This window comes from Micromonospora sp. DT178 (assembly GCF_049841695.1).
GTDB lineage: Bacteria > Actinomycetota > Actinomycetes > Mycobacteriales > Micromonosporaceae > Micromonospora.
In genome coordinates this window covers 23,071-47,966 of the sequence record NZ_JBNCKV010000011.1, presented here as the reverse complement: position 1 = coordinate 47,966, position 24,896 = coordinate 23,071, and the positions used below count along the sequence as shown (strand labels likewise).

The window sequence follows — 24,896 nt, the reverse complement described above, 5'->3', positions numbered from 1 at the left end:
TGTCCGAGTCGGGCGGTCGCCCGGGGTGTCGTGAGTGGAGGCCATGGTGCCGGTGCAGGTCGGCGGGGATGGTGTGGCGTCGGGTCCGCGGTTGGGGGTGGAGGAGGAGTTCCTGCTGGTCGATCCGGTGAGTCGGTGTGTGGTGCCGGGTGCGGGTGCGGTGGTGGATCGGGCGGTGGCGCGGTTGGGTGCGCGGGTGTCGGGTGAGATCACGACGCTGCACGTGGAGACGAGGACGGATCCGACGTCGTCGGTGCGGGGGTTGTTGGCGCAGTTGGTGGAGGCTCGTCGGGTGGTGGCGGAGTGTGCGGCGGTCGACGGATTGCGGATCGTGGCGACCGGTACGCCGGTGTTGCCGGGTGCGACGGCGCCGCCGGTGACGCGGGGGCCGCGGCAGGATCGGGGTACGGCGACGTTCCGGGGGTTGCACGACGAGTTGGCGATCTGTGCGTTGCACGTGCATGTGGAGTTGCCGGATCGGGAGCGGGCGTTGCTGGTGAGCAATCATCTGCGGGCGTATCTGCCGTTGTTGATCGCGTTGACGGCGAATTCGCCGTTCTGGGAGGGGCGGGATTCGGGTTATGCGAGTTGGCGGTCGATGATCTGGCCGCGGTGGCCGGTGGCGGGGCCGCCGCCGCGGTTCACGTCGCTGGCTCACTACGAGCGGGTGGTGGAGATGTTGTCGGCGGCGGGGGCGGTGGTGGATGCGGGGACGTTGTTCTGGGACATCCGGCCGTCGGTGACGCATCCGACGTTGGAGGTGCGGGTGTCGGACGTGCCGGTGTCGGCGCAGGAGTCGGCGTTGGTGGCGGCGTTGGTGCGGGCGTTGGTGGTGCGGGCGTTGGAGGCGGTGGATCGGGGTGATCACGGTCCGGAGGTTGCCGGGGAGTGGTTGCGGGCGGCGTACTGGCGGGCGGCGCGCGACGGGTTGGAGGGGTCGTTGCCGGAGGTCGGTTCGGGTCGGTTGCGTCCGGTGCGGGAGGTGTTGGGTGAGGTGGTGGGGTGGTTGGCGCCGGTGTTGCGGGCGTGTGGGGATGAGGCGCTGGTGCGGGGTTGGTCGGAGCGGTTGTTGGTGGTGGGTGGTGGTGCGGTGCGGCAGCGGGCGGCGGCGGGTCGTCGGGGTCGGTTGACGGATGTGGTGGATTTTCTGGTGGCGCAGACGGTGGTGGATGAGCGGCAGCCGGCGTAGGTGTGCGGGGTGGTCCGGTCACCGGTCGCGGTGTAGTTCGCGGGCGAAGTAGTCGCGCAGGGGTGTCACGTGGCGGTCGGGGCGGCGCCATTCGGCGAGCAGGTCTTCGAGCAGGTGGAGTTCGTCGACGAGGGTGTCGCCGTGGTAGCGGCGGATGACGGGGTGGATGAAGGCGCTTTCGGCGGCGCGGTCGGGTTGGGGGTGGCGTTCGATGGCGAAGACGTCGCCGTAGTCGTCGCGGCCCCAGCGCAGGCTGACGGTGTAGTAGTGCGGGTGGTCGTGGAAGCGGGCGCGGACGTGGTCTTCGGGCAGGTCGGTGTAGTGGCGTAGCTGCCCGTGGGGGTCGACGACGAGGGCGTCGCAGAGGAATTCGAACTGGGTCCACAGGGCGGAGCTCCAGTTGACCCGGTCGAGGACGAGGGTGGTGAGGGTGTCGGCGTCGCGGTCGACGAGGGTGTGTGGCAGGGGTACGCCGTCGTAGCGTTCGCGCAGCAGGGCGGTGAGGGTGCGCAGGTTGTAGCGGAATCCGTCGATGAAGGCGGAGGAGGCTTTCTTGAGGTCGCGGTCCTGGGCGAGGGTGCCGGCGAAGTAGAGGCCGTCGACGTTGGTGGACTGCCAGTCGCCGGTGGTGGTGGGCATGCGGCCGCTGGGGACCATGTCGGGTCGGCAGGTGGGGTCGAAGGGGGTGGTGTCCATGGTGAAGCCGGTGCAGCGGAGGACGGTTTCGTATTCCATGACGGCGGTTTCGCCGTCGGCGTGGGTGTAGGTGAGGTGTACCTGGTAGCGGTTGTCGAGGGGGCGGATCTCGTCGATGACGCAGTCGAGGACGGAGTGCAGGGTCTTGAACTGGTAGCTGTCGAGGACGGCGCCGTGGTGGCCGCGGACGTCTCCGGGGTGTTTGGTGTTCCAGGCGAGGCGCAGTGGGCGGGGGCTGGCGAGGTGGATCATGGCGGCGTGGCCGAGGATCGCGGAGGCCGTTTCGAACGCGGAGTTGCCCTTGCCGAGGATGAGGACGCGGTGGCCGGCGTAGGCGGCGGGGTCGGTGTGCATGTCCTCGTAGCCGGTGGCGTGTTCGATGCCGGGGATGTCGGGGATGTTGGGTCGGCCCCAGCCGGTGGCGACGATGAGGCAGCGGCAGTGCAGGACGCGGTCGGGGGTGTGGACGAGGAAGCCGTCGTCGAGGCGTTCGATCCGGTCGGCGGGGGTGTCGAAGCGTACGGCGAGTTGGTGGTAGCGCTGGAAGTCGGTGAGGTAGCGCACCATGTCGTCGGCGTGGGGGAAGTATTCGCTGCTGTATTTGGCGAAGGGCAGGTCGGCGGGTTCGTGCAGCAGGGAGTTCCAGTCCCAGCGCAGGCGGATCTCGGGGTCGGTGCTGGTGGTGTGGACCTTGTTGAGGGAGATGAGCCGGCGGTGCCGGGGGAAGTGGCGGAAGAACTCGGCGGGTGCGGGGGCGCGTTCGAGGGTGACGTAGTCGCAGCCGGCCTGTTGGAGGTAGTAGCTGAGTTGGAGGCCGGCTGGTCCGGCTCCGATGATGACGTACCGGTGGTGTTCGGTGGTGGCGTCGTGGTGGCTCGTCGGGCCTGGGGTGGGTGCCGTCACGCCAGAGACCTTCGCCGATGCGGCGGGGTGGTGTCAACGCTGGGTGGGGTGATGGTGACGCCACCGCTGGTGAGGGTGTCCTCTCCCCCGGCGTCGTGTCAGCCGAGGTCGACCAGGAGGGGGCGGTGGTCGGAGATGGTGGACACGGGGGTGTGTACGGCGGTGACGGGTGGCAGCTGGTCGAGGCCGTGGCGGTCGGCGAGGATGTGGTCGAGTTGGACGCGGGGTTGCCCGGCGGGGTAGGTGGGGCGGCGGCCGAGGGGGCGCCAGCCGGTGAGGAGTCGGGCGGGGCCGGCGGGCAGGTTGAGGTCGCCAAGGAGGATGCGCGGGGCGGGCAGGGTGCGTAGGGCGCGGACGGTCTGGCGGAGTTGGTGGGCGTTCCAGCCGGGGACGAAGGACAGGTGGGTGGCGGCGACGGTGAGGCGGCCGTGTGGGGTGTCGAGGACGGCGGCGAGGACGACGCGGGGTTCGTCGCGCAGGAGGATGAGTCCGCCGCGGGGGCCGGGGACGTAGACGGGTGAGCGTACGGGGGCGGGGCGCAGTCGGGTGACCTGCCAGGTGTGGACGCGGTGGCGGGTGACGAGGCCGACGCCGTAGCAGGGTTCGCCGTGCCCGTCGTCGTCGTGGGTGAGGGGGCGGAACTGTTCGCCGGGGGTGCCGACGACGGCGGCGGCGAAGCGGTGTTCGCCGGCGTCGAGGGCGCGGGCGGCGATGGCGGTGAGGTCGAGTTTGCCGCTGCGGCTCTGGTCGCGGTCGACCTCTTGCAGGGCGAGGACGTCGGCGTCGAGGGCGGTGACGGCGGCGGTGAGCCGGTCGGGGTCGACGAGTCCGTCGGCGAGGGACCGGCCGTGCAGCAGGTTGAAGGTGGCCAGGCGCACGCTTGCACCCTACGTGGCCGTGGGAGGGTTGCCCGGTGTTGAAGGTGTTGTTGTGTTCGGTGCTGTTGTTCGTGGCGTTGGCGGCGGTGGGGGTGTGGCTGCGTCGGGCGCGGGGTCGGTGACCGGCGGCGCCGGTGAGGCTGGCCACAGGGCGGGTCGTGGGGCGGGTGGTGGTGGGCAGAATGGCGGCCCGTGGATGTGGATCCCCTGTCGTTGACGACCCTGCTCGCCGCGGCCGCGATGGCCGGTTGGATCGACGCGGTGGTGGGTGGTGGTGGGCTGCTGTTGTTGCCGGCGTTGCTGGTGGCGGCGCCCGGGATGCCGGTGGCGTCGGCATTGGGCACGAACAAGTTGACGGCGATCGCGGGTACGGCGACGGCGGCGGTGACGTACGCGCGGCGTACGAAGATCGATTGGGCGGTGGCGGGGCCGGCGGCGGGGTTGGCGATGTGTTGCGCGGGGGTGGGTGCGGCGTTGGCGGGGGCGGTGCCGGCGTCGGCGTACCGGCCGGTGGTGCTGGTGGTGCTGGTGTCGGTGGCGGCGTTCGTGGTGTTGCGTCCGCGGTTGGGGGTGGTGGCGCAGCCGCATCGGCGTACGCGGGTGCGGGTGGGCGTGGCGGTCGCGGTGGCCGGGGTGGGCATCGCCCTGTACGACGGGCTGGTAGGTCCGGGTACGGGGACGTTTCTGGTGGTGGCGTTCACGGCGCTGGTGGGGGCGGACTTCGTGCACGGCTCGGCGATGGCGAAGGTCGTGAACGTGGGCACGAACCTGGGGGCGTTGGCGGTGTTCGCGGCGACGGGGCACGTGTGGTGGTTGCTGGGGGCGGCGATGGCGGTGTGCAACATCGCCGGGGCGGCGTTGGGGGCGCGGATGGCGTTGCGGCGCGGCTCGGGTTTCGTGCGGGTGGTGCTGTTGGTGGTGGTGCTGGCGTTGGTCGGCAAGTTGGGCTTCGACCAGTGGGTGGCGGCCTGACGGGTCGCCACCCACTGGTCGTGGGTGGGTCAGGCGTGCCGGACGACGTCGGTGTAGTCGAGGCGGGGCAGGCGGGGGAACCAGGCGTTCTCGCCGGGGCGGCCGATGTTGACCACGAGCAGGGTCTTCCAGGTGGTGTCGGCGAAGAACTCGCGGTCGATGGCGGCGGCGTCGAAGCCGGCCATGGGTCCGGCGGCGAGGCCGGCGGCGCGCACGGCGAGCAGGTAGTAGCCGATCTGGAGGGTGGCGTTGAAGCGGGCCATGCGCTCGCGTGCCTCCAGGTTGCCGGCGAGGCTGTCGCGCATCTGGGGTCGGATGGGGAAGACCCGCGGGATGAACTCGTGGAAGTCGGTGTCGGCGGCGAGCACGGCGACCATGGGGGCGGTGGCGGTCTTGGCCTGGTTGCCTTCGTTCATGTGGGCGACCAGGCGGGTGCGGGCCTCGCCGGGGCGTACGTAGAGGATGCGCAGGGGTTGGGTGTTGGCGGCGGTGGGCGGGAACTTGGCGAGTTCGAAGATCGCCTGGAGTTGTTCGTCGGTGACCGGCTCGTCGGTGAAGGTGTTGGCGGTGCGGGCGTCGGTGAACAGCAGCGCCTGGGCCTCGGGGTCGAGGTTGATCAGGGGCGAGTGGACGTCGGTCATCGGGGCGTCTCCATCGAATCGGCTGGTCTGCTTCGGTAACGGTAGCAGCTAGGTTTTTAGTAGTCCCTTGTTCGGGGGATGTCCCCCGTATCCTGGAATCATGACGGTCAGGCCGCAGGTGGGCGACACGCCCCGCACGTGTGACGGGGGCGTCGCCCGGGCCTTCGCGTTTCTCGGCAAGCGGTGGAACGGCATGCTTCTGAGCTCCCTCGCCGACGGGCCGGCCGGGTTCGCGGAGCTGACCCGCGCACTGCCCGGGATCAGCGAGTCGGTGCTGTCGGACCGGCTGGGCGAGCTCGTGCGGCTCGGGCTGGTCACCCGGACGGTCCGGCAGGGTCCCCCGGTGGGGGTGAGCTACGAGCTGACCGGGGCGGGCGCGGCACTGCTGCCGGTGCTCGACGCGTTGGGCCGGTGGGCGCACGAGAACCTTCCCGCCGAGCCGGAGACGGCCACGCCGCCGGGCTGCTGAGGGGCGCCGGCGCCGGGCGCAGCGTTCCGCGCCGGGGGCGGATGTGTGATCATCGGCGGATGCCGGTACGCGCCGAACACGACCGGAGCGTCCTGGCCGCGCTGCTCGGGCGGGACCCGGTGCTGCACGCGTACCAGCTGGGTGACCTGGACGACTTCTTCTGGCCGTACACCTCCTGGTTTCGCCGCGACGAGGAGGTCGCGTTGCTCTACCACGGCGCGGACCCGCCCACGCTGCTGGCGTTCGCGGCCCCGGCACGGGTGGAGCGGCTGGCGGCGCTGCTGCGTCAGCTCGCGCCGGTGCTGCCGGCCCGCCTGTGGGCGCACCTGTCCCCCGGCCTGGAGCCGGGGCTGGCCGGGGCGTTCCGGATGGACGCGGCCGGCCCGCACCACCGCATGGCGCTGACCGATCCGGCGCGGCTGGACACGGTGACCCCGGCGGGAACCGTGCTGGACGCCGCCGACCTGCCGGCGCTGCGCCGGCTGTACGACGTCGCCTACCCGGGCAACTGGTTCGACCCGCGGATGCTGGACACCGGCCAGTACGTGGGCGTGCGCGACGGCGGTGAGCTGGTGGCGGTCGCGGGGGTGCACGTGTTCTCCCCGGCGTACCGGGTGGCGGCGCTGGGCAACGTGACCACCCATCCCCGGTTGCGTGGGCGGGGGCTGGCCGGCGCGGTGGTGGCCGCGCTGTGCCGGCGGCTGCGCGAGCACGTCACGCACGTCACGCTCAACGTCAAGGCGGACAACGCGGCGGCGTTGCGGCTCTACGGGCGGCTGGGCTTCACCCGGGTGGCCGACTACGGCGAGTACGCGCTGAGCGCCCACGGTCGGTGACCGCCGGCGCCGAGCGGTGCCCATCCCGGCCGGCGGCCCGCGCGTGTGCGGTGCGATCAACTGCGGGTTGGCCGCGTCGGCGTCGACCGCCGGGACGACGTTGGCTCAGCCGCGGCGGCTGGGTGAGTCGAAGCGGCCGGCGCGGATCTCCCGCAGCGCCCTGCGGCGGGTGTCGCCGCGCAGGGTGTCGACGTAGAGCCGGCCGGCGAGGTGGTCGGTCTCGTGTTGCAGGGCGCGGGCGAGGAATCCGCTGCCCGAGACGGTCAGCGGCTCGCCGTGCTGGTCGAAGCCGTGGGCGGTGGCGTGCAGGGCGCGCGGCGTCGGGAAGTAGAGGCCAGGGATGGACAGGCAGCCCTCGTCGTCGTCCTGCAGTTCCTCCGACACCTCCAGCGTCGGGTTGACCAGGTGGCCGCGGTGCCCGTCGGCGTCGTAGACGAACACCTGGGCGTTGACGCCGATCTGGGGGGCGGCGACGCCGGCGCGGCCGGGGGCGCCGAGCAGGGTGTCCATCAGGTCGGTGACCAGGGCGCGAAGCTCGGCGTCGAAGCTGGTGACGGGCTCGCTGGGGGTGCGCAGCACGGGGTCACCGATGATCCTGATGGGGCGCATCGTCATGCCGGCAAGGTTATCGGTCGCCGGTGGTGGTGGCGGCGTCCGGGCGGGCGGCGACGAGGACCTCGATGCCGTCGAGGATGCGGGCCAGGCCGAACTCGAAGGCGCCGTGGGGGTCGGCGGCGGCCTGGTACTCCTGGCCGGCGGCGGTGCCGACGCGGGCGGCGAGGGGGTAGCGGCGCGGGTCGAGGGCCTTCTCCAGGTAGGGGGCGTGGGCCTGCCACCACTGCTGCTCGGTCATGCCGGTGCGCGCGGCGGCCTGGGCGGCCTCCACGGCGCTGCGTACGGCGCCGTGGACGTAGCCGGAGATGAGGGTGACGACGGCGTCCATCTCCAAGTCGGTCAGGCCGATGCCGTCGACGGCGCGCAGTTCGTACTCGTAGCGGGCGATGACGTTGGGGCCCAGCGGGGGGCGGGTGGTGGCGACCTGCAGCAGCCAGGGGTGGCGCAGGTAGAGCGCCCAGGTCTCGCGGGCGATGTGGGTGAGCCGGCCGCGCCAGCCGCCGGGCACGTCGTCGGGGCGGGCGGTCTCGCCGTAGACGGTGTCGAGCATGACGTCGAGCAGTTCGCCCTTGCCGGGGACGTAGGTGTAGAGGGACATGGTGCCCACGCCGAGCCGTTCGGCGACGCGGCGCATGGACAGGGCGGCGAGGCCCTCGGCGTCGGCCACGTCGATGGCGGCGCGCACGATGCGGTCCACGGACAGGTCGGGCCGGCCCTTGCGGCTGGTGCGTTCGCGGGTGCGCCAGAGCAGGGCGAGGCTGCGCGCGGGGTCGCCGGTGCCGCTGTACTCGGTCGTCATCCCGGCACTGTAGCGTGCGCCGTACCGTATGCTGTACGGTACGGCGTACGGCGCAAGTGGGACGGGGGCGCGGATGCACGACGACGGACCGGCCATCGAGGCCGAAGGGCTGCGCAAGCGCTACGGCGGCACCCAGGCCCTCGCCGGCCTCGACCTCACGGTGCCCGCCGGCACCGTGTGCGGCCTGCTCGGCCCGAACGGGGCGGGCAAGACCACGGCGGTACGGGTGCTGAGCACCCTGCTGCGGCCCGACGCCGGCACGGCCCGGGTGGCCGGCGCCGACGTGCTGCGCCACCCCGAGCGGGTCCGCGCCCGCATCGGCCTGGTCGGCCAGCACGCCGCGCTCGACGAGGTGCTCAGCGGCCGGCAGAACCTGGTGCTGTTCGGCCGGCTGCACCACCTCGGGAGCGCGCGGGCCCGCGCCCGGGCCGCCGACCTGCTCGCCCGCTTCGACCTGAGCGACGCCGCCGACCGGCCGGTCGGCACGTACTCCGGCGGGATGCGCCGGCGCCTCGACCTCGCGGCGAGCCTGATCCTCGACCCGCCGGTGCTCTTCCTCGACGAGCCCACCACCGGCCTCGACCCGCGTGCCCGCGCGCAGGTGTGGGACGCGGTGCGCCGGCTCGTCACCGACGGCACCACCGTGCTGCTGACCACGCAGTACCTGGAGGAGGCCGACCAGCTCGCCCACACCGTCCGGGTCGTCGACGCCGGCCGGGTGATCGCCGACGGCACCCCGGAGCAACTGAAGTCCGCGCTCGGCGGCGACCGCGTCGAGGTCGTGCTGACCCGCGCCGACGACCTGGAGAAGGCGGTACGCGTCGTCGGCGCCGCCGTCACCGCGACCCCGCTCGTCGACGCGGCGGGCCTGCGCCTGAGCGTCGCCGTCACCGGGCGGGTGACCGCGCTGGCCGCCGTGCTGCGGGCCCTGGACGACGCCGGGTTGACCGCCGCCGACGTCGCGGTGCGCCGCCCCACCCTCGACGAGGTGTTCCTGCGGCTCACCGGCAACGACTCCCCCACCACCCGCCCCGACCGGGACAGGGTGGGCGCATGAGCACGACGGGCGTACCCCCCGCGCCGCGCCGCCTGCGCTGGGCCGTCGCCGACGGCGTCACCCTCACCGGCCGGGCGCTGGCGCACTGGCGGCGCCAACCCGGGCAGTTCGTCGTCGGGCTGCTCTTCCCGGTGCTGATGGTGCTGATGTTCGGCTACCTGTTCGGCGGCGCGATGAGCGTGCCCGGCGGCGGCGACTACCGCGAGTTCCTGCTGCCCGGCATGTTCGCCATGACGGTGCTCTTCGGCATCGAGTCGACGTACGCGGCCGTGGCCACCGACACGGCGCGCGGCGTCACCGACCGGTTCCGGTCGCTGCCGATGACGCCCTCGGCGGTGCTCACCGGCCGCGCCGCCGCCGACCTGCTGCACTGCGCCGCCGGCCTGGCCGTCATGCTCGCCTGCGGCGTCGCCGTCGGCTGGCAGTGGCGGGCCGGGGCCCCGGCGGCGCTGGCCGCCGTCGGGCTGCTCCTGCTGCTGCGCTTCGCCCTGATCTGGGTCGGCATCCACCTGGCGCTGCTGCTGCGCAGACCCGAGTCGGTGGTGATGCTGCAGATCCTGGTCTGGCCGGTCGGGTTCACCTCCAACGCGTTCGTCTCCCCCGACACCATGCCCGGCTGGCTCGCCACGCTCGCCGGGTGGAACCCGCTGTCGGCGACCGTCGGGGCCTGCCGGCAACTGTTCGGCAACCCCGGCTGGGGCGGCGAGTCGTTCGCCGCGCAGCACGCCGTCGTGCTCGCCGTGGCGTGGCCGCTGCTGCTGATCGCCGTGTTCGGGCCCCTGGCGGTACGCCGGTACCGCGGGCTCGGCCGGTGACCGACGCTCTCCGCGCCCGCCAGGCGGGCGCGGGGCGGGGCCTGGCAGGGCGGCGGCAGGCCTGCGTTGGCGCAGCGGCCGCCGGCGCACCGCGGCGAGCACGTCGAAGACGTGCCGCAGCAGCGTCCCCAGTGCCTCCCGTTCCGGCGCGTCACTCACCCCGCTAACGTGACAGCGCTGTTGCGTTCGATGGGTGAGAGCAAGGAGTGGGCGATGGCCGAGCGATATCCCCTGGTCGAGCCGTACGCGCACGGGATGCTCGACGTGGGTGACGGCCAGCGCGTGTACTGGGAGACCTGCGGCAATCCCGACGGCAAGCCCGCCGTCGTGCTGCACGGCGGGCCCGGCTCCGGCTGCGCGCCCGGCTGGCGGACCCTGTTCGACCCGGCCCGCTACCGGGTGACGCTGTTCGACCAGCGCGGCTGCGGTCGCAGCACCCCGCACGCCGCCGACCCGGCCGTGGACCTGTCCACCAACACCACCGACCACCTGATCGCCGACATCGAACTGCTACGCGCACACCTCGGCGTGCAGCGCTGGCTGGTGCTCGGCGCCTCCTGGGGCGCCTCCCTCGCCCTGGCGTACGCGCAACGGCACCCGGAGCGGGTCAGTGAGCTGGTGCTGTTCAGCGTGACCGCCGGCACCCGCCGGGAGATCGAGTGGCTCACCCGGGACATGGGGCGGATCTTCCCGGCCGAGTGGGCCCGCTTCCGCGACGGCGTGCCGCCGGCCGAGCGCGACGGCGACCTGGCCGACGCGTACGCCCGGCTGCTGGCCGACCCGGACCCGGCGGTGCGCGAGCGGGCGGCACGACAGTGGTGCGACTGGGAGGACACCCACGTCGCCACCGCACCCGGCCACCGGCCCGACCCCCGCTACGCCGACCCGGTGTTCCGGATGCTGCAGGCCCGGCTGGTCACGCATTACTGGCGCAACGGGTGCTTCCTGCCGGAGGGGCAGCTGCTGCGCGAGGCGGGGCGGCTGGCCGGCATCCCCGGGGTGCTGCTGCACGGCAGGCTCGACATCAGCAGCCCGCCGGAGGTGGCGTGGCAGCTGGCGCAGGCCTGGCCCGACGCCCGGCTGGAGCTGCTGGAGGCCGCCGGGCACGGGTCGGGCAACGGCATGGCGCAGCGGGTGGTGGCGGCGCTGGACGACTTCGCCGAGCGCCGCTGACGAGTCGACGCCGCTACGCCACGGCCTCCTTGCCGTCGCGCACCACGAACTCGCCGGCGGCGCTGGCCCCGAATCCGCTCCGGCGCAGGGTGAGCGCGACGGCCCCCGCGCCGCCGCCGGCCACCGTCGAGTCGGTGATCCGGTAGGACGCCGGGGTCGCGCCGTCGGCGAACAGGCGCTTGCCGTCGCCGACGACGACGGGGAACTGCAGCAGCCGGTAGGTGTCGACGAGCCCCGCGTCGTGCAGGGCGCGCGCCAGCTGCCAGCTGCCGTGCACCTGCAGCTCGCCGCCCGGCTGCTCCCTGAGCCGCCGCACCTGCGCGACGATGTCGCCGCCGCGCAGCACGGTGGTCTGTCCCCAGGCCGCGTCGGCGTCGGAGAGGGTGTTGCTGACGACGTACTTCGGCCCCGTGTTGAGGGCGGTGGCCACCAGGTTGTCGGGGTCGGTGACCTGCGACCAGTAGCCGCGCATCATCTCGAAGGTGCGGCGTCCCAGCAGGAAGGCGTCGGCCTGCCGGAACCACCCGTCGACGACGTCGAGCTGGCCGTCGCCGCTGTGCGGCACGAGCCAGCCCCCGCGCGTGAAGCCGTTGCTGGTGTCCTCCTCGGGCCCGCCGGGGCCCTGCATGACGCCGTCGAGGCTGACGAAGGTGTGGACGCTGATCTGCATGCGATGCCTCCCTGGCAGGGGCCTGCGGGATGTGCAGGCTGGGGTTGCGGTGTGTTCCTCCGGCGGAGCGCCGCCCACCCGAAGCCTGCCGCCGACGACAGGAACTGTCAAGACAAAAAATATTGTCGGCGGCGGTGACAGGACTCCCGGGAGGGCAGCGGGGGCGGCCCGGGCTACGGCACCATCCAGGACAGCACGGGCGTCGCCTGCAACCCGACCAGCACACACATCAGGGCGAGCAGCAGCACGCTCGGGCCGAACATCCGCCGGAACAGGTCGCCCTCCCGGCCGGTGAGTCCGACCGCCGCGGCTGCGATCGTGAGGTTCTGCAGGCTGATCATCTTGCCGAGCGTGCCGCCGGAGGCGTTGGCCGCGGCCAACAGGACCGGATCGAGGCCGGCCCGCTGCGCCGCGGCCACCTGAAGCGCGCCGAACAGGGAGTTGGACGACGTGTCCGAGCCGGTAAGGGCGACACCGAGCCAGCCGAGGACCGGCGCCAGCACGGCGAAGAGGCCGCCCGCGCCGGCCATCCAGACGCCCAGCGTGGCGACCTGCCCGGCGGCGTTCATGGTGAACGACAGCGCCAGCAGCCCGACCACCGTCAGCACGGCCCACCGCAGCTCGAACAGGGTCCGCCCGTAGAGCCCGACGGCCTCGCGCGGTGCCACCCGCAGCAGCGCCACCGTGATCAGGCCGGCCACCAGCAGCAACGACCCGGGGGCCGCGAGCCAGGCGAAACGGAACGTCGTCAGGGGCGACGGGTCACCGGACGCGGTGACCACGTGCAGTCCGGGCCAGGAGACCGCGAGCGTGCCGGCGTCGAGCAGCCGCTTGACGACCGGCACCTGGGAGACGGCGAAGACCACCACGATCGTCAGGTACGGCGCGTACGCCCGCCACCGCGACCCCGCCGGCTCCGGCGCGTCGGGCTCCGGCGGCCCCCCGCCGACCGGCACGACAGCCGTGCGCCGCACCACCTTGCGGCGGACGACGAGCAGCAGGACGCCCATCCCCGCGAACGCGGCGGTGATGTCGGCCAGGGCGGCCGTCAGCCAGTTCGCCGTGACGAACTGGGCTACCGCGAACGCGCCGCCGCACGCCAGCGCCGGACGCCACAGTTCGCGTACGCCCCGCCGGCCGTCGGCGGCGGCGAGCACGACCAGCGGGACGACGACCGCGATCACCGGGACCTGCCGGCCGGCCATCATGCCCAGTTCGGTGGCGGGCAGCCCGGTCACGCCGGCCAGCGTGGTGATCGGCAGGCCGAGCGGTCCGAAGGCCGCCGGCACCGTGTTGCCGACCAACGCCACGGCGGCCGCGCGCAGCGGGGTGAAGCCGAGGGCCAGCAGCATGACCGTGGTGACGGCGACCGGCGTGCCCTGCCCGGCCAGGGCCTCGAGCAGCGAGCCGAAGCAGAACGCGATCACCATGGCCTGCACGCGGCGGTCGTCGCTGATCCGGGCGAAACCCTGCCGCAGCGTGTCGAAGTGCCCCGTGTGCACGGTCAGGCGGTGGATCCAGATCGCCGTGCCGAACGTCCAGGCGAGCGGGAAGAGGGCGAAGGTGGCGCCCTGGGCGGCGGCCAGCAGCGTCTGCGGCAGCGGCATCCGCCACAGCCCCCAGGCCAGCACGACCGCCACGGACAGCGCGCCGAACGCCGCCACCCAGGCCCGCGTACGCACGACTCCGAGCAGCACGAACAGGGTCAGCAACGGCAGCGCGGCGCAGGCTGCGCTGAGCGCGAGCGACCCGCCGACGGGTTGCAGGGGTTGCTGGTACATCGCGGACCGCCTCGGCTGCGGACGCCCTGGCCCGGGTGGCGGGCAGTACGGCTCATCTCACCCGACGCGGCCGGCGCGACGCCTCTTCCACCGTGCGCAGACCGGCGCGCCAGTGCGTGCGGGACCGGCCCGGTGATGGCCGGGGTCCCGTGAGCCACCGGCGAACGCGGTGGTGGCCGGATCCCGGCCCGCGCAGCTCAGCGGGCGGCGAGCGCGGCGCGCACCGGGGCGGCCTTCGCGGCGGCCTCGGCGACCTCGGCGTCGGGATCGCTGCCCCACGTGATACCCCCGCCGGCCCACACGTGCACCCGCTCGGCGTCCACGGCGGCGGTGCGGATGGTCAGGCCCAGGTCGATGCGTCCCGGGGCGACCCAGCCGAGCGCGCCCATGCTGGCGCCCCGGCCGACCGGCTCCAGCGCGGCGATGTGCTCCAGGGCGGCGAGCTTCGGGGCGCCGGTGACCGAGCCGCCGGGGCAGACCGCGCGCAGCAGGTCCGCCAGGCCGAGTCCGTCGGCGACCGCCGCGGACACCGTCGACTCCGCCTGCCACAGGTCGCACCACCGGCGTACGGCGAACAGCTCGTCGACGCGCACGCTGCCGGTGCGGGCGACGCGGGCCAGGTCGTTGCGTTCCAGGTCGACGATCATCACGTGCTCGGCGCGTTCCTTGGCCGAGGCGAGCAGCTCGGCGCGGCCGGCGGCGGTGGCCGGCCGGGTGCCCTTGATCGGCCTGGTGATCAACCGGCCGTCGGCCAGCTCCACCAGGGTCTCGGGGCTGGCGCAGCCGATCGCCCAGCCCGCCCCGGCGAGGGTGCCGCCGTAGCGGGCGCCGGGCAGCCCGGCGAGCCGGCGCAGGGCCGGCAGCGGGTCGCCGGTGTAGCGGGCGGCGGCGTGGCCGACGAGGTTGACCTGGTAGACGTCGCCGCGGCCGATCGCCGCGCGGACCGCCGTCACGGCGTCGGCGTGCTGTCGCGGCGTCCAGCTCTCGGCCCAGTGGCCGTGCCACCAGTGCGTGTCGGGTGCCGCGGTGGGTAGCGGTGCGGCCGGTGCGTGGCCGTAGACGACCACGGCGACCTCCGGCAGCGCGGGGACGGGGTTGGCCGCGCCGGCGGGCGCGCCGACGAGGGCCGCGCCGGCGGCGGCGGAGACGTAGAGGGCGGCCCCGCACACCCCGGCCGGGTCGTGGCGCCCGGCGGGGCGGGCCAGCTCGTGCAGCGGCAGGTCGTGCGCGGCGAGGAACTCCTCGGCCCGCGCCGCCGGGTCCCCGCCGTCGGCGGGCCGCCACTGCCACCGGGCCCGCTCGACGAGCGTACGGCGGCAGCGGGCCGGTGCCCCCGGTGTCTCGACCCCTAGCCCTGGGAGCGTTTCCACGCCGTCCGGCCCATCATGCCTCATCCGTTCAGTGGATTTCGAAGAAACCACGTCCATACGTGCTCGATGTTGGCCGGTTTCGCTTGGTACTGTGCGTCACTGGTCATGTGAACCATGACACAGTGCCCCCACAGTCCGGAGATCCCGATGTGCCAGCACCAACCCACCTGCCCCTCCGCCGAAGCGACCGACCGGGAAGCCGCCCGAGTCCTCGCCTGCTTCCCTGAGCAGGGCTGGAGCCTGCTCTGCAACGGTGTCATCGTCTTCGAGGACACCGGCGAACTCCTCCCCGACGGCAGCAGCATCGCCCCGCACCGCGGCCCGGCCCGACACGCCCTCGTCGCCTGACCCTGTCACGCTGCGTCACGCATTCCAGACACGTCGATCAAGGCTAGTCCCCCGGTCGGGACACCCCCCGCCCAGGTCGGCGCACCCGCCGGGGCGGCACCACGACCGCCCCGGCGTCACGCGTCGTCAGCTCTCGAACGCCTCCGGAGCCGGGCAGGAACACACCAGGTTCCGGTCGCCGTACGCGCCGTCGATGCGCCGCACCGGCGGCCAGTACTTCCCGGCCCGCTGCACCCCGGCCGGGTACGCGCCCACCGACCGCGGGTACGGGTGCGGCCACTCGTCCGCGGACACCATCGCCGCGGTGTGCGGGGCGTTGGCGAGAGGGTTGTCGCCGGCCGGCCACTCCCCCGACGCCACCCTGTCGATCTCCGCCCGGATGGCGATCATCGCGTCGCAGAACCGGTCCAGCTCGGCCAGATCCTCACTCTCGGTGGGCTCCACCATCAGCGTCCCCGCCACCGGGAACGACATCGTCGGCGCGTGGAACCCGTAGTCGATCAGCCGCTTCGCCACGTCGTCCACGCTCACCCCGGTCGCCTTCGTCAGCGGCCGCACATCCAGGATGCACTCGTGCGCCACCAGGCCCTTGTTGCCCGCGTACAGCACCGGGAAGTGCCCGCGCAGCCGCGCCGCCACGTAGTTCGCCGCCAGCACCGCCACGCCGGTGGCCCGCACCAGCCCCGCCGCGCCCATCATCCGCAGGTACGCCCACGGGATCGGTAGGATCCCCGCCGACCCGTGACGGGCCGCCGAGATCGCCGGCCGTCCGTCGACGTGCACGCCCAGCGGATCACCCGGCAGGAACGGCGCCAGGTGCGCCCGCACCGCCACCGGACCCACCCCCGGACCGCCGCCGCCGTGCGGGATGCAGAACGTCTTGTGCAGGTTCAGGTGCGACACGTCCGCCCCGAACTTCCCCGGCTTGGCGAACCCGACCAGCGCGTTGAGGTTCGCCCCGTCGACGTACACCTGACCGCCGGCGTCGTGGACCTTCGCGCACAACGACGCGATGCCCGTCTCGTACACCCCGTGCGTCGACGGATACGTCACCATGATCGCCGCGAGGGCGTCCCGATGCTTGTCGATCTTCGCGTCGAGGTCCACCAGGTCGATGTTGCCCCCGTCGTCGCAGCCCACCACGACGACCCGCATGCCGGCCATCACCGCGCTGGCGGCGTTGGTGCCGTGCGCCGACGACGGGATCAGACACACGTCCCGGTGCGCCTCGCCCCGCTGCCGGTGGTACGCCCGGATCGCCAGCAGACCCGCCAGCTCACCCTGCGAACCGGCGTTGGGCTGCACGCTGACCGCGTCGTAGCCGGTCACCTCCGCCAGCCACCCCTCCAACTGGGAGATCATCTCCCGGTAGCCGGCGGTCTGCGCGTCCGGCGCCAACGGGTGGATGTGGGCGAACTCCGGCCAACTCACCGGCTCCATCTCGGTGGTGGCGTTGAGCTTCATCGTGCACGACCCGAGCGGGATCATGCCCCGGTCCAGGGCGTAGTCGAAGTCCGACAGCCGCCGCAGGTAGCGCAGCATCGCCGTCTCCGAGTGGTGACTGCGGAACACCGCGTGGGTGAGGAAGTCCGACGTACGCGCCAGCGCCGCCGGCAACGCGCCCCCCACCGGCGCGTCCGCCACGGCCACCGCCCGCCCGGCGACGGTGGCCCCGAACGCGTCGCACACCTTCCGCAGGTGCGCGACGGTGGTCGTCTCGTCGCAGGACACCCCCACGTGGTCGGCGTCGACCAGCCGCAGGTTCACGCCCCGGGCGGCGGCGTCGGCGACGACCGCCTCGGCGCCGCCGGGCACCCGCACCAGGACGGTGTCGAAGAACGCCTCGTGCACCACCTCGACGCCGTCCACGCCCCGCAGCGCCGCCGCCAGCCGGGCCGCCATGTCGTGGGTACGGCGGGCGATCCCCCGCAGCCCGTCCGGACCGTGGTAGACGGCGTACATGCCGGCCATCACCGCCAGCAGCACCTGCGCGGTGCAGATGTTGCTGGTCGCCTTCTCCCGCCGGATGTGCTGCTCCCGGGTCTGCAACGCCAACCGGTACGCCGGGTTGCCGTCCGCGTCGCGCGACACCCCCACCAGCCGGCCGGGAAGCATCCGCTCCAGCCCCGCCCGTACCGCCAGGTAGCCGGCGTGCGGCCCACCGAAGCCCATCGGTACGCCGAAACGCTGGGTGGTGCCGGCGGCGATGTCGGCGCCGATCTCCCCCGGCGCACGCAGCAGCGTCAGGGCCAGCAGGTCCGCCGCCACGGTGACCAACGCCCCGACGGCGTGCGCCGCCTCGACCAAACCCGCCTGGTCACGCACCGCCCCGGACGCCCCCGGGTACTGCAGGTGCAGCCCGAAGAACTCCGCCGGCAACTCGTCGCGCTCGGTGTCGACGATCCGCACGTCGATGCCGAGGGGCTCGGCCCGGCTGGCGATGACCGCGATGGTCTGCGGCAGGGTGTCGGCGTCGACCACGTACACCGGGCTCCTGCTCTTCGACGCGCGGCGCGCGAGGGTCATCGCCTCGGCCGCGGCGGTGCTCTCGTCGAGCATCGACGCGTTCGCGGTGGCCAGCCCGGTCAGGTCGGTGACCATGGTCTGGAAGTTCAGCAGCGCCTCCAGCCGCCCCTGGCTGATCTCCGGCTGGTACGGCGTGTACGCGGTGTACCAGGCCGGGTCCTCCAGCACGTTGCGGCGGATCACCGCCGGGGTGTGCGTGCCGTGGTAGCCCAGACCGATCATCGACACCACGACCGTGTTGCGGGCCGCCAGGGCCCTCAGCTCGGCGAGGGCGTCGTGCTCGCTGGCCGGCTCCGGCAGGTCCAGGGTGCCGTGCCAGCGGATCACCTCGGGAATCGCCGCGTCCATCAGCTCTTCGACCGAGCCGTAACCGACGGCCTCCAACATCCGGCGCTCGTCGTCCGGATCAGGGCCGATGTGGCGGGCGGCGAACTGCTCTACGGTCATGGGCGGCACTCCCGGGGGCGAGGTCGACAGGTCGGCCTCCCCCTCTGTCGCGCCCCGCGAGGCGCTCCACAGTGCCTGCCCACGAGGTCCTTTTGCCTGAGAGGTTCCGGGGAGGATTTGCCCCTTCGGCGCCGCCCGAGGTGCTGCTGGGCGGTCTCTCCCACGTGGGTGCTGCCGGCATGGTCAACGCTACCAGCGCCGGATCACCCACCGGAGGTCGTACCCCCGCCGGGCGCGGGCGACGGTGGACCACCCACCAGCCCCCGTGACCCCGCCGGGACCGCTACCGGCCGACGCCCGTCAACCCCGTCGGCACCGTCGGCACCGCGGCGGCGGCGGCCGTCCGGTCGGCCAGCGCCGGCAGCAGCCGCCCCAGCGGCGCGTCGACGGTCAACGCCGCATACCCGTCGCCCCGCGTCGGCCCCTGGTTGACGATCACCACCGGAACGCCCAGCTTCGCCGCGCGCACCACGAACCGGCGACCCGACATCACCGTCAACGACGAGCCCAGCACCAGCAGCAGCCGCGCCCGCGCCACCAGCGCGAAACAGCGGGCCACCCGGGCCGCCGGCACCGTCTCCCCGAAGAACACCACGTCCGGCTTCAGCATGCCGCCACGGCAGAACGTGCAGTCGACCGTACGGAAGCCGGCCACCTCGTCGTCGGCGAGATCCACGTCACCGTCCGGATTGACCGCCGCGACCCGCGCGTCGAAGTCCGGGTTCGCCTCCCGCAGCCGCCGGTCCAACTCCTCCCGCGAGGTCTGGTTGCCGCAGCCCAGGCACACCACCTCGTCGAGGCGGCCGTGCAGCTCCACCACCTGCGAGCTGCCCGCGGCGGTGTGCAGCCCGTCCACGTTCTGCGTGATGATCCCCTCGATGAGCCCGCCACGTTGCAGCCGCGCCACCGCCCGGTGCCCCTCGTTCGGGGCCGCCCGCGCGATCGTGCGCCACCCCAGGTGGCTGCGCGCCCAGTAGCGCCGCCGCGCCTGCGCGTCGCGCGTGAACGCCTGGTACGTCATCGGGGTGTGCCGCCGCGCCGCGCCACTGGGCCCCCGGTAGTCCGGGATGCCCGACTCGGTGGACAGCCCCGCCCCGCTCAACACCACGACACCACCGCCGGCCACCAGGCCGGCCAGCGCGTCGACCGTCTCCGTCACCCGTCCATGCTGCCTCAGGCAACCACCCTCCCGCGAACACCCGGGCACCGACGTCGCCCCCGACACCGGCCCGGCCCCCGTCGACCGGCCACGCCGTGGTCCGACGGCGGCTAGGTTGGCGGTATGCGCGTCGTCATCGCCGGAGGACACGGCAAGATCGCCCAGCTGACCCACCGCGAACTCGCCGGACGCGGCGACACCGCCGTCGGCCTGATCCGCAACCCAGACCACGCCGCCGCGCTGCGTGCCGCCGGCGCCCAGCCCGTCGTGGCCGACCTCGAACACGTCGGCGTCGACGAACTCGCCGCGCACCTGCGGGGCGCCGACGCCGTCCTCTTCGCCGCCGGCGCCGGCCCCGGCAGCGGCGCCGAACGCAAGGACACCGTCGACCGGGCCGGCGCCGCCCTGCTCGCCGACGCCGCGCAACGCGCCGACGTGCGCCGCTACCTGCTGATCTCCTCGGTGGGCGTGGAAGGCGCACCACCCGCCGGCACCGACGAGGTGTTCGCGGCGTACCTGCGGGCCAAGAAGGCCGCCGAGGACGACCTGACCGGCCGCGACCTCGACTGGACGATCCTGCGACCCGGCCGGCTCACCGACGACGCGCCCACCGGGCGGATCACCCTCGCCCGACACGCCCCCTCGGGCGCCGTGACCCGCACCGACGTCGCCCGGGTGCTGGTCGCCCTGCTCTACCACCCGCGCAGCGCCGGCGCGATCCTGGAAGTCGTCGCCGGCGACACCCCCATCGCCGACGCCGTCGCCGCCGTCGACCGGCACTGACCCGACGTCGCTACTCTCCGACCACCGCACGCAACTGCGCGCTGAGGGCCCCAGCAGCCGCCGCGTCGGTACGCAACTGCTCCGACTGCTCCGACAGGTACGCCTGCCACCGGCTCAGGTGCTGCTGCGCCGCCGCCACCGCCGCCACCAACGCCATCTGTCGGCCCTCCAACTCCCGCACCTGCCGCGGCAACCCCTCGTTCCCCGCCAGGCCGGCAGCATCCCCGGCCAACACGTGCGCCTCCGCGATGATCTCCTCGGCCTGCCGCCGCGCGTCGGCGATGATCTCCGCGCCCTCCGCGCTGGCCTCACTGATCGTCCGGTTCGCCTCGTCCTGCGCCCGCACCGCCAACTCGATCACCATCGGGTCCGGGCCCTGCGGGGCGGTGCTGGGCAACGCGCCGTGGCGCAACATCTCCACCTGCCGCGCCAGAGCCTCGTTCTCCCGCCGCAGCCGGTCCACCTCACCACCCAGCAACGCCACCCGCTCGTCCACCGACCGGGCCAGGCCGGCGACCTCGTCGGCCGACAGCCACCGGCTGCCCCGGAACCGGCGCGCCTCCAGCGCGGCCACCGACCGGGTCAGCTCACCGTGCGGATCGGCGACCACCCGGTCACCGTGGTCGATGCTCATCGCGCACCTGTCCAACTCAAGTCGCGCGGTGCGGCGGGAGCCGCACCGGTCCAGATCACATCGGACGGCGCGGCGGCAGCCGCGCTCGCCAGAGGTGGGTAGAGGGAGTGATCGTAACTTTCGGTCAGGATCCGCTCCGGCGTCACCCCCGACGTGGCCAGGGCGCTGATCGTCTCCCGGGTCATCTCCGGGCTGCCGCACACGAGCACCTCGGTGTCCCGCCACGGACCCAACCGTGCCGCGGTGTGACCGGCCGTACCGATCGCACCCTGCCACTGCCAGCCGCTCTCGACCGTCGGCACGTACCGGAGCCACCCACCGACCTCACCGGACTGCCACGACCCCGCCGGCGGCATCGCCGCCAACTCCCGCAACGCCCGGTCGTCATACAGGTCGTCGGGCGTCTTGCCGCCCACCACCAGAGTCGTCGGACGTCCCGGTCCCCGCTGCAACGCCTCCACCACCGCCCGCAACGGCGCCAGCCCGGTGCCCCCGGCCACCAGCAGCAGCGGCAGATGCGGTGACCGGTCGTACGACGCCAACGCCTCACCCACCGGCAACCCCAACAGCAGCTGGTCGCCCTCGCGCACCTTGCGCACCAGATGGGTGGAGAACCGACCCGTGGCGCGGACGTGGAACTCGATCGTCCCGTCCGGGCGTGGCGCGTTCGCCGGCGACAGATAGCGCCACGTCCGCAACTGCGGCACCTGCACCGGCAACGACTGCCCCGGCAGGTACTCGCACAGATAGTTCGGGCGGACCGTGAACACACACACGTCGGACCGCCGCCGCTGCACCCTCAGCACCTCCGCCTCCCAGTACGGCGGCGACGACCGCACCGCCTCCGCCGCCCCGGTCAGCATCAACCGCGCCACCAACTCGTAGGCCGCGGCCCACTCCGCGCGCAGCGCCGGCGTCCACCGTGGCCCGAGGAACCGCTCCAACGTCAACAGCAACGCCTGCCCGACCTGGCTGTAGTGCCACTCCGCCATCGGCACCGGCCGACCCTGCCGGTCCTCCCCCCGGAACCGGCGGTGGTCAGCCCCCAACCGCTGCGCGAACGACGTCACCACCCGCTCGTCGTCGATGTGGGTGATGACGTGCCCCAACGCCGCCAGCAACTTGTCCTGCTGATACTCCATGTTGGTCGGGAACATCGTGCGGACCTCGGGCGCGATCACGAACAACGTCGCGTAGAAGTGCTTCGCCGCCTCCGGACCGGCCACGCAGAACTGGGCCCAACTCTGGCGTAACGCCGCGACATCCATGCCTCAGACCTCCTTCCGGCGAGCGACGTCATGACGCTGCCGCAGGGTCGACTGCAACACGCCCGACGGCCCGTACGCACGGTCCGCCTGCCACAGGTTCGGGTTCGGGATCCTCTCGTCGTAGTAGCGGTGGTGCACGGCATGCAACGCCGCCCACCCCACACTGCCGTTGAGCCACGACCAGTCACCATGCACCGGCCGACCCGCCCGCTCCTCGAACTCACAGAACCTCATGAACTGCTCCGACTCGGTGTGCGGATCCGACACCCGCACACCGGCCAGCCGGAACGAGTGCAACACCGCCTGGTTGATCACCAGCACGGCGTGCTCGCGCCACAAATTGTCCTCGCGGGAGGTGTCCAACCCCAGCCCCCGGGCCACCGGCAGCAACTGGTCGTAGCGGCTCCGGTCCCCCATGTTGCGGGTACCGATCTCGTCACTCAGATAGTGACCGTTGAAGGGAGCACAGCTGTAGTCCACCCCACCGATCCGCAAGCGCATGTTGCTGATCACCGGCAGGGCATGCCAACGCAGCCGCAAATCCTCGAACCACGGATACTCCGGATGCACCAGGGCGACCTCCCGGACGAGGTCCCGGGACACCTCCACCACCGTCGGGTCCTCATACGCTGTCTCGATCACCCATGGCAACAGGTCGAACCGGCCCGGTACCGCCGGCGGACGCCACCCCAGACGCCGCGCCGCATCGGTCATCGCCACCTGCGCCGGATCACCCCGCACCGACCCGTCGTCCGTCCGATGCCCGCAGTACCGGATCAACTGGTCGTTCCAGATCCGCGCCCGCGGCCCCACCCCCGGCCGGTCGGGCGCGAACACCGTCATCACCGACTGGATCCGCCCCCCGTTGTCCGCCACCGCCAGGTGCTGCGCCAACTCCTGCGAGATGCCCGCCACCGTTGTCACCCCGCGTCGGTCACGGACCTTCAGCCCTGCCCACCGGACCCGCCCCACGCAACGCACCGACTGCCGCCAGGCGACCTTCGCCCCGTACGCCAACTCCTCCGTGGTGTGCCGGTACGTGCCGGTCAGCGCGATCTCCTCCCGGACCTCCGCGATCCGTCCGATCAGGCCCGGCAGCCGTCGCTCCGCGTGATAGAGCTGCAAGAACTCGACGGCCTCCGCCGCCACGTCCTCCACCAGGGGATCCTGCGTCCGGGAGGCATGAGCCACCGGACAGCCCGACGCGTTGCCGTCCATGGCACGCTCACCGGCATCCAAGATCATTGCGTCGACGTGATAGTCAGTCTGCACTCTCGTTCAAATCCGATCGTCGGGCAGGCGTCGCCATCGCCTTCTGCGTCGTCCGTACAGCCTCCCCGAACCGCCACGGCATATCACCGAGGGTGATATGCACGCAGAAGATCGTGAACGCCGCACACAGGATTCACGGTGACGCAATGACTGTCAACAAGGCGACTCGTGCCCAAGGCGTCCACTGTGGGCATTTGCCTCCGAGCAGGCCAGATTGGACATCACCGCAGCGGCTCCTGGCCCCCAGGACACCAACGAAGGGCGCCGGAGAATCAACCCGCCCGACGACGCGCCCGACGCGCCGCCAACTCGTCACCCACCGGCTCCGCCGCCACCTGCGGCTCCACCGACGTCGCCGGCTCCGACGGCAGGTGCGACAGGGAACCCTGGATCTCCTTGAACGCCCCACCGATCGCGATGCCGAACACGCCCTGGCCACCCTGCAACAGGTCGACCACCTCCTCCGGCGACCGGCACTCGTACACGGTCGTGCCGTCGGAGATCAACGTGATGCCCGCCAGGTCCTCCACCCCACGGGAGCGCAGCGCCTCGATCGCCTTCCGGATGTTCTGCAACGACACCCCGGCGTCCAGCAGCCGCTTCACCACCTTCAGGACCACCAGGTCCCGGAACGAATACAACCGCTGCGTGCCCGAACCCGAAGCGTCGCGCACACTCGGCACCACCAACCCCGTACGGGCCCAGTAGTCCAACTGCCGGTAGCTGATCCCCACCGCGTGGCAGGCCGTCACGCCCCGGTACCCCACGGCACCGTCACCCTCGGTCGCCCACCCCGGCGGCGCCACACCCGGCTCGTCCAGCTCCGTACCCGGATCGGAATCTCGCGGCTCGTGCATCCGGACAACCTCCCCGCCAGTGCGGTGACACGTCGTTTCCGGGACGTGCACCCCTCGACACGGCAACCCTATAGCCGCCTTGAGGAATTGCCCCGCAGGAGCCGCCGCGACACGCCGCGACACGACAACGAAGATCACCCACAGCACCAGAGCATCACCGAGCGTGACACCCCGCAGAAGACCGGACTCAGCCGGCGAAATCCTCCGGACGCACCTGGTCCAGGAACTCGCGGAACTTCTCCACCTCGTCCTCCTGCTCGTCCGGGATCACGATCCCCGCCTCGCTGAGGACCTCCTCGGCACAACGAATCGGCGCACCGACCCGCAACGCCAACGCGATGGAATCACTCGGCCGGGCCGACACCCGCACCCCGTCCCCGAGCAACAGATCCGCGTAGAAGACGTTCTCCTTCAACTCGGTGATCTCCACCGCCCGCAACGGCGCCTTCAACGCCGCCAACACGTCCCGCAGAAGATCATGGGTCAGCGGCCGGGCCGGCTTGACCCCCTGCTGCTCGTAGGCGATAGCCGTCGCCTCGACCGCACCGATCCAGATCGGTAGATAGCGGTCCCCCTCGACCTCCCTGAGCAGGACGATCGGCTGGTTGCTGGGCAGCTCCACCCGAACTCCGACCACGCTCAGCTCGCGCACCGCCGCCTCCGTGTCGTTGTCACCTACGCCGCACCGCGCCCTTCCCTGCACGGTACACGGACCGCGACACGGCCGTCCCATGCGCT

Annotated in this window: 24 protein-coding genes and 1 riboswitch; of the genes, 9 read left to right on the top strand and 15 right to left on the bottom strand. The window is 72.8% G+C overall.

The genetic code is table 11. The features are described from left to right. The first annotated feature begins 43 nt into the window (after positions 1–43). Positions 44–1,189, top strand: coding sequence for a carboxylate-amine ligase (locus tag ACLQ22_RS21070; RefSeq protein WP_425693954.1), 1,146 nt, complete (start codon positions 44–46; stop codon positions 1,187–1,189). Between the two features lie 18 nt (positions 1,190–1,207). On the opposite strand, the gene ACLQ22_RS21065 is transcribed toward ACLQ22_RS21070, so the two are convergent. Together ACLQ22_RS21065 and ACLQ22_RS21060 are read right to left on the bottom strand one after the other, a co-directional pair. Beyond that, positions 1,208–2,788, bottom strand: a complete 1,581-nt coding sequence (locus tag ACLQ22_RS21065) for an NAD(P)-binding domain-containing protein (protein ID WP_425693805.1) — start codon at positions 2,786–2,788, stop codon at positions 1,208–1,210. 98 nt (positions 2,789–2,886) lie between these two features. After that, complete coding sequence (locus ACLQ22_RS21060; RefSeq protein ID WP_416609670.1) at positions 2,887–3,666, bottom strand: endonuclease/exonuclease/phosphatase family protein; 780 nt, start codon at positions 3,664–3,666, stop codon at positions 2,887–2,889. A 198-nt stretch (positions 3,667–3,864) separates the two neighbouring features. On the opposite strand from ACLQ22_RS21060, the gene ACLQ22_RS21055 reads away from it, so the two are divergent. After that, positions 3,865–4,638, top strand: coding sequence for a sulfite exporter TauE/SafE family protein (locus ACLQ22_RS21055; RefSeq protein ID WP_370040308.1), 774 nt, complete (start codon positions 3,865–3,867; stop codon positions 4,636–4,638). 29 nt (positions 4,639–4,667) lie between these two features. Here the strand turns inward: ACLQ22_RS21055 and ACLQ22_RS21050 are convergent, their stop codons facing one another. After that, on the bottom strand, positions 4,668–5,279 hold the full coding sequence (locus ACLQ22_RS21050) for a malonic semialdehyde reductase (RefSeq protein WP_425693804.1): 612 nt from the start codon (positions 5,277–5,279) through the stop codon (positions 4,668–4,670). 100 nt (positions 5,280–5,379) lie between these two features. Between ACLQ22_RS21050 and ACLQ22_RS21045 the strand changes: the two genes are divergently transcribed. After that, positions 5,380–5,748, top strand: coding sequence for a winged helix-turn-helix transcriptional regulator (locus ACLQ22_RS21045; protein ID WP_425693803.1), 369 nt, complete (start codon positions 5,380–5,382; stop codon positions 5,746–5,748). Positions 5,749–5,807: 59 nt separating this feature from the next. After that, on the top strand, positions 5,808–6,584 hold the full coding sequence (locus tag ACLQ22_RS21040; RefSeq protein ID WP_425693802.1) for a GNAT family N-acetyltransferase: 777 nt from the start codon (positions 5,808–5,810) through the stop codon (positions 6,582–6,584). A 105-nt stretch (positions 6,585–6,689) separates the two neighbouring features. Here the strand turns inward: ACLQ22_RS21040 and def are convergent, their stop codons facing one another. Together def and ACLQ22_RS21030 are read right to left on the bottom strand one after the other, a co-directional pair. Then, positions 6,690–7,199 (bottom strand): peptide deformylase, encoded by a 510-nt coding sequence (gene def, locus ACLQ22_RS21035; RefSeq protein WP_425693801.1) that lies wholly within the window; start codon positions 7,197–7,199, stop codon positions 6,690–6,692. Between the two features lie 10 nt (positions 7,200–7,209). After that, entirely contained in the window at positions 7,210–7,998 is a 789-nt protein-coding gene (locus ACLQ22_RS21030; RefSeq protein WP_425693800.1) for a TetR/AcrR family transcriptional regulator, read from the bottom strand. A 73-nt stretch (positions 7,999–8,071) separates the two neighbouring features. On the opposite strand from ACLQ22_RS21030, the gene ACLQ22_RS21025 reads away from it, so the two are divergent. From ACLQ22_RS21025 to pip, 3 genes are all read left to right on the top strand, one after another. After that, the gene (locus tag ACLQ22_RS21025; RefSeq protein ID WP_425693799.1) at positions 8,072–9,055 is read left to right on the top strand and encodes an ATP-binding cassette domain-containing protein; all 984 of its coding nucleotides are present in this window, start codon (positions 8,072–8,074) and stop codon (positions 9,053–9,055) included. Further along, a complete protein-coding gene (locus ACLQ22_RS21020) occupies positions 9,052–9,870 on the top strand; it encodes an ABC transporter permease (RefSeq protein WP_425693798.1) in 819 nt (272 codons plus the stop codon). The genes ACLQ22_RS21025 and ACLQ22_RS21020 overlap by 4 nt, the downstream gene beginning before the upstream one ends. A gap of 213 nt (positions 9,871–10,083) precedes the next feature. Then, entirely contained in the window at positions 10,084–11,043 is a 960-nt protein-coding gene (gene pip / locus ACLQ22_RS21015; protein ID WP_425693953.1) for a prolyl aminopeptidase, read from the top strand. A 13-nt stretch (positions 11,044–11,056) separates the two neighbouring features. Here pip and ACLQ22_RS21010 read toward each other — a convergent pair whose 3' ends face one another. The 3 genes from ACLQ22_RS21010 to ACLQ22_RS21000 form a co-directional block, all read right to left on the bottom strand. After that, positions 11,057–11,713, bottom strand: coding sequence for a dihydrofolate reductase family protein (locus ACLQ22_RS21010; RefSeq protein ID WP_425693797.1), 657 nt, complete (start codon positions 11,711–11,713; stop codon positions 11,057–11,059). 173 nt (positions 11,714–11,886) lie between these two features. Then, the gene (locus ACLQ22_RS21005) at positions 11,887–13,494 is read right to left on the bottom strand and encodes an L-lactate permease (protein ID WP_425693796.1); all 1,608 of its coding nucleotides are present in this window, start codon (positions 13,492–13,494) and stop codon (positions 11,887–11,889) included. Positions 13,495–13,691: 197 nt separating this feature from the next. Further along, positions 13,692–14,915, bottom strand: a complete 1,224-nt coding sequence (locus ACLQ22_RS21000) for a chorismate-binding protein (protein ID WP_425693795.1) — start codon at positions 14,913–14,915, stop codon at positions 13,692–13,694. A 96-nt stretch (positions 14,916–15,011) separates the two neighbouring features. On the opposite strand from ACLQ22_RS21000, the gene ACLQ22_RS20995 reads away from it, so the two are divergent. Beyond that, positions 15,012–15,212 carry a DUF5999 family protein gene (locus ACLQ22_RS20995; RefSeq protein ID WP_089000314.1) on the top strand — a complete coding sequence of 67 codons (201 nt, stop codon included), beginning with the start codon at positions 15,012–15,014 and terminating at the stop codon, positions 15,210–15,212. A 126-nt stretch (positions 15,213–15,338) separates the two neighbouring features. Here ACLQ22_RS20995 and gcvP read toward each other — a convergent pair whose 3' ends face one another. Together gcvP and ACLQ22_RS20985 are read right to left on the bottom strand one after the other, a co-directional pair. Further along, positions 15,339–18,185 carry an aminomethyl-transferring glycine dehydrogenase gene (gene gcvP, locus ACLQ22_RS20990; RefSeq protein ID WP_425693794.1) on the bottom strand — a complete coding sequence of 949 codons (2,847 nt, stop codon included), beginning with the start codon at positions 18,183–18,185 and terminating at the stop codon, positions 15,339–15,341. A 74-nt stretch (positions 18,186–18,259) separates the two neighbouring features. Next, positions 18,260–18,358: riboswitch (glycine riboswitch) on the bottom strand. Between the two features lie 110 nt (positions 18,359–18,468). Next, complete coding sequence (locus ACLQ22_RS20985) at positions 18,469–19,344, bottom strand: NAD-dependent protein deacetylase (protein ID WP_425693793.1); 876 nt, start codon at positions 19,342–19,344, stop codon at positions 18,469–18,471. A gap of 123 nt (positions 19,345–19,467) precedes the next feature. Here ACLQ22_RS20985 and ACLQ22_RS20980 point away from each other — a divergent pair, with 123 nt between their 5' ends. After that, entirely contained in the window at positions 19,468–20,127 is a 660-nt protein-coding gene (locus ACLQ22_RS20980; protein ID WP_425693792.1) for an NAD(P)H-binding protein, read from the top strand. A gap of 10 nt (positions 20,128–20,137) precedes the next feature. Here the strand turns inward: ACLQ22_RS20980 and ACLQ22_RS20975 are convergent, their stop codons facing one another. From ACLQ22_RS20975 to ACLQ22_RS20955, 5 genes are all read right to left on the bottom strand, one after another. Further along, positions 20,138–20,761, bottom strand: coding sequence for a DivIVA domain-containing protein (locus ACLQ22_RS20975; protein ID WP_425693791.1), 624 nt, complete (start codon positions 20,759–20,761; stop codon positions 20,138–20,140). Continuing rightward, entirely contained in the window at positions 20,758–22,029 is a 1,272-nt protein-coding gene (locus ACLQ22_RS20970) for a globin domain-containing protein (protein ID WP_425693790.1), read from the bottom strand. The genes ACLQ22_RS20975 and ACLQ22_RS20970 overlap by 4 nt, the downstream gene beginning before the upstream one ends. A gap of 3 nt (positions 22,030–22,032) precedes the next feature. Continuing rightward, positions 22,033–23,247 (bottom strand): nitric oxide synthase oxygenase, encoded by a 1,215-nt coding sequence (locus ACLQ22_RS20965; protein WP_425693952.1) that lies wholly within the window; start codon positions 23,245–23,247, stop codon positions 22,033–22,035. A gap of 326 nt (positions 23,248–23,573) precedes the next feature. After that, positions 23,574–24,158: a MerR family transcriptional regulator gene (locus tag ACLQ22_RS20960; RefSeq protein WP_121398360.1), complete on the bottom strand. Its 585-nt coding sequence runs from the start codon at positions 24,156–24,158 to the stop codon at positions 23,574–23,576. A gap of 187 nt (positions 24,159–24,345) precedes the next feature. Then, the gene (locus ACLQ22_RS20955) at positions 24,346–24,810 is read right to left on the bottom strand and encodes a bifunctional nuclease family protein (RefSeq protein WP_101409915.1); all 465 of its coding nucleotides are present in this window, start codon (positions 24,808–24,810) and stop codon (positions 24,346–24,348) included. Positions 24,811–24,896 lie beyond the last annotated feature (86 nt).

Bases quoted from the DNA above. Each gene is read 5' to 3' on its own strand.
- ACLQ22_RS21070 (WP_425693954.1), top strand. From the start codon at position 44: ATGGTGCCGGTGCAGGTCGGCGGGGATGGTGTGGCGTCGGGTCCGCGG.
- ACLQ22_RS21050 (WP_425693804.1), bottom strand. From the start codon at position 5,279: ATGACCGACGTCCACTCGCCCCTGATCAACCTCGACCCCGAGGCCCAG.
- ACLQ22_RS21045 (WP_425693803.1), top strand. From the start codon at position 5,380: ATGACGGTCAGGCCGCAGGTGGGCGACACGCCCCGCACGTGTGACGGG.
- ACLQ22_RS21040 (WP_425693802.1), top strand. From the start codon at position 5,808: ATGCCGGTACGCGCCGAACACGACCGGAGCGTCCTGGCCGCGCTGCTC.
- def (WP_425693801.1), bottom strand. From the start codon at position 7,199: ATGACGATGCGCCCCATCAGGATCATCGGTGACCCCGTGCTGCGCACC.
- ACLQ22_RS21030 (WP_425693800.1), bottom strand. From the start codon at position 7,998: ATGACGACCGAGTACAGCGGCACCGGCGACCCCGCGCGCAGCCTCGCC.
- ACLQ22_RS21025 (WP_425693799.1), top strand. From the start codon at position 8,072: ATGCACGACGACGGACCGGCCATCGAGGCCGAAGGGCTGCGCAAGCGC.
- ACLQ22_RS21020 (WP_425693798.1), top strand. From the start codon at position 9,052: ATGAGCACGACGGGCGTACCCCCCGCGCCGCGCCGCCTGCGCTGGGCC.
- pip (WP_425693953.1), top strand. From the start codon at position 10,084: ATGGCCGAGCGATATCCCCTGGTCGAGCCGTACGCGCACGGGATGCTC.
- ACLQ22_RS21010 (WP_425693797.1), bottom strand. From the start codon at position 11,713: ATGCAGATCAGCGTCCACACCTTCGTCAGCCTCGACGGCGTCATGCAG.
- ACLQ22_RS21005 (WP_425693796.1), bottom strand. From the start codon at position 13,494: ATGTACCAGCAACCCCTGCAACCCGTCGGCGGGTCGCTCGCGCTCAGC.
- ACLQ22_RS20995 (WP_089000314.1), top strand. From the start codon at position 15,012: ATGTGCCAGCACCAACCCACCTGCCCCTCCGCCGAAGCGACCGACCGG.
- gcvP (WP_425693794.1), bottom strand. From the start codon at position 18,185: ATGACCGTAGAGCAGTTCGCCGCCCGCCACATCGGCCCTGATCCGGAC.
- ACLQ22_RS20980 (WP_425693792.1), top strand. From the start codon at position 19,468: ATGCGCGTCGTCATCGCCGGAGGACACGGCAAGATCGCCCAGCTGACC.
- ACLQ22_RS20975 (WP_425693791.1), bottom strand. From the start codon at position 20,761: ATGAGCATCGACCACGGTGACCGGGTGGTCGCCGATCCGCACGGTGAG.
- ACLQ22_RS20970 (WP_425693790.1), bottom strand. From the start codon at position 22,029: ATGGATGTCGCGGCGTTACGCCAGAGTTGGGCCCAGTTCTGCGTGGCC.
- ACLQ22_RS20965 (WP_425693952.1), bottom strand. From the start codon at position 23,247: ATGGACGGCAACGCGTCGGGCTGTCCGGTGGCTCATGCCTCCCGGACG.
- ACLQ22_RS20960 (WP_121398360.1), bottom strand. From the start codon at position 24,158: ATGCACGAGCCGCGAGATTCCGATCCGGGTACGGAGCTGGACGAGCCG.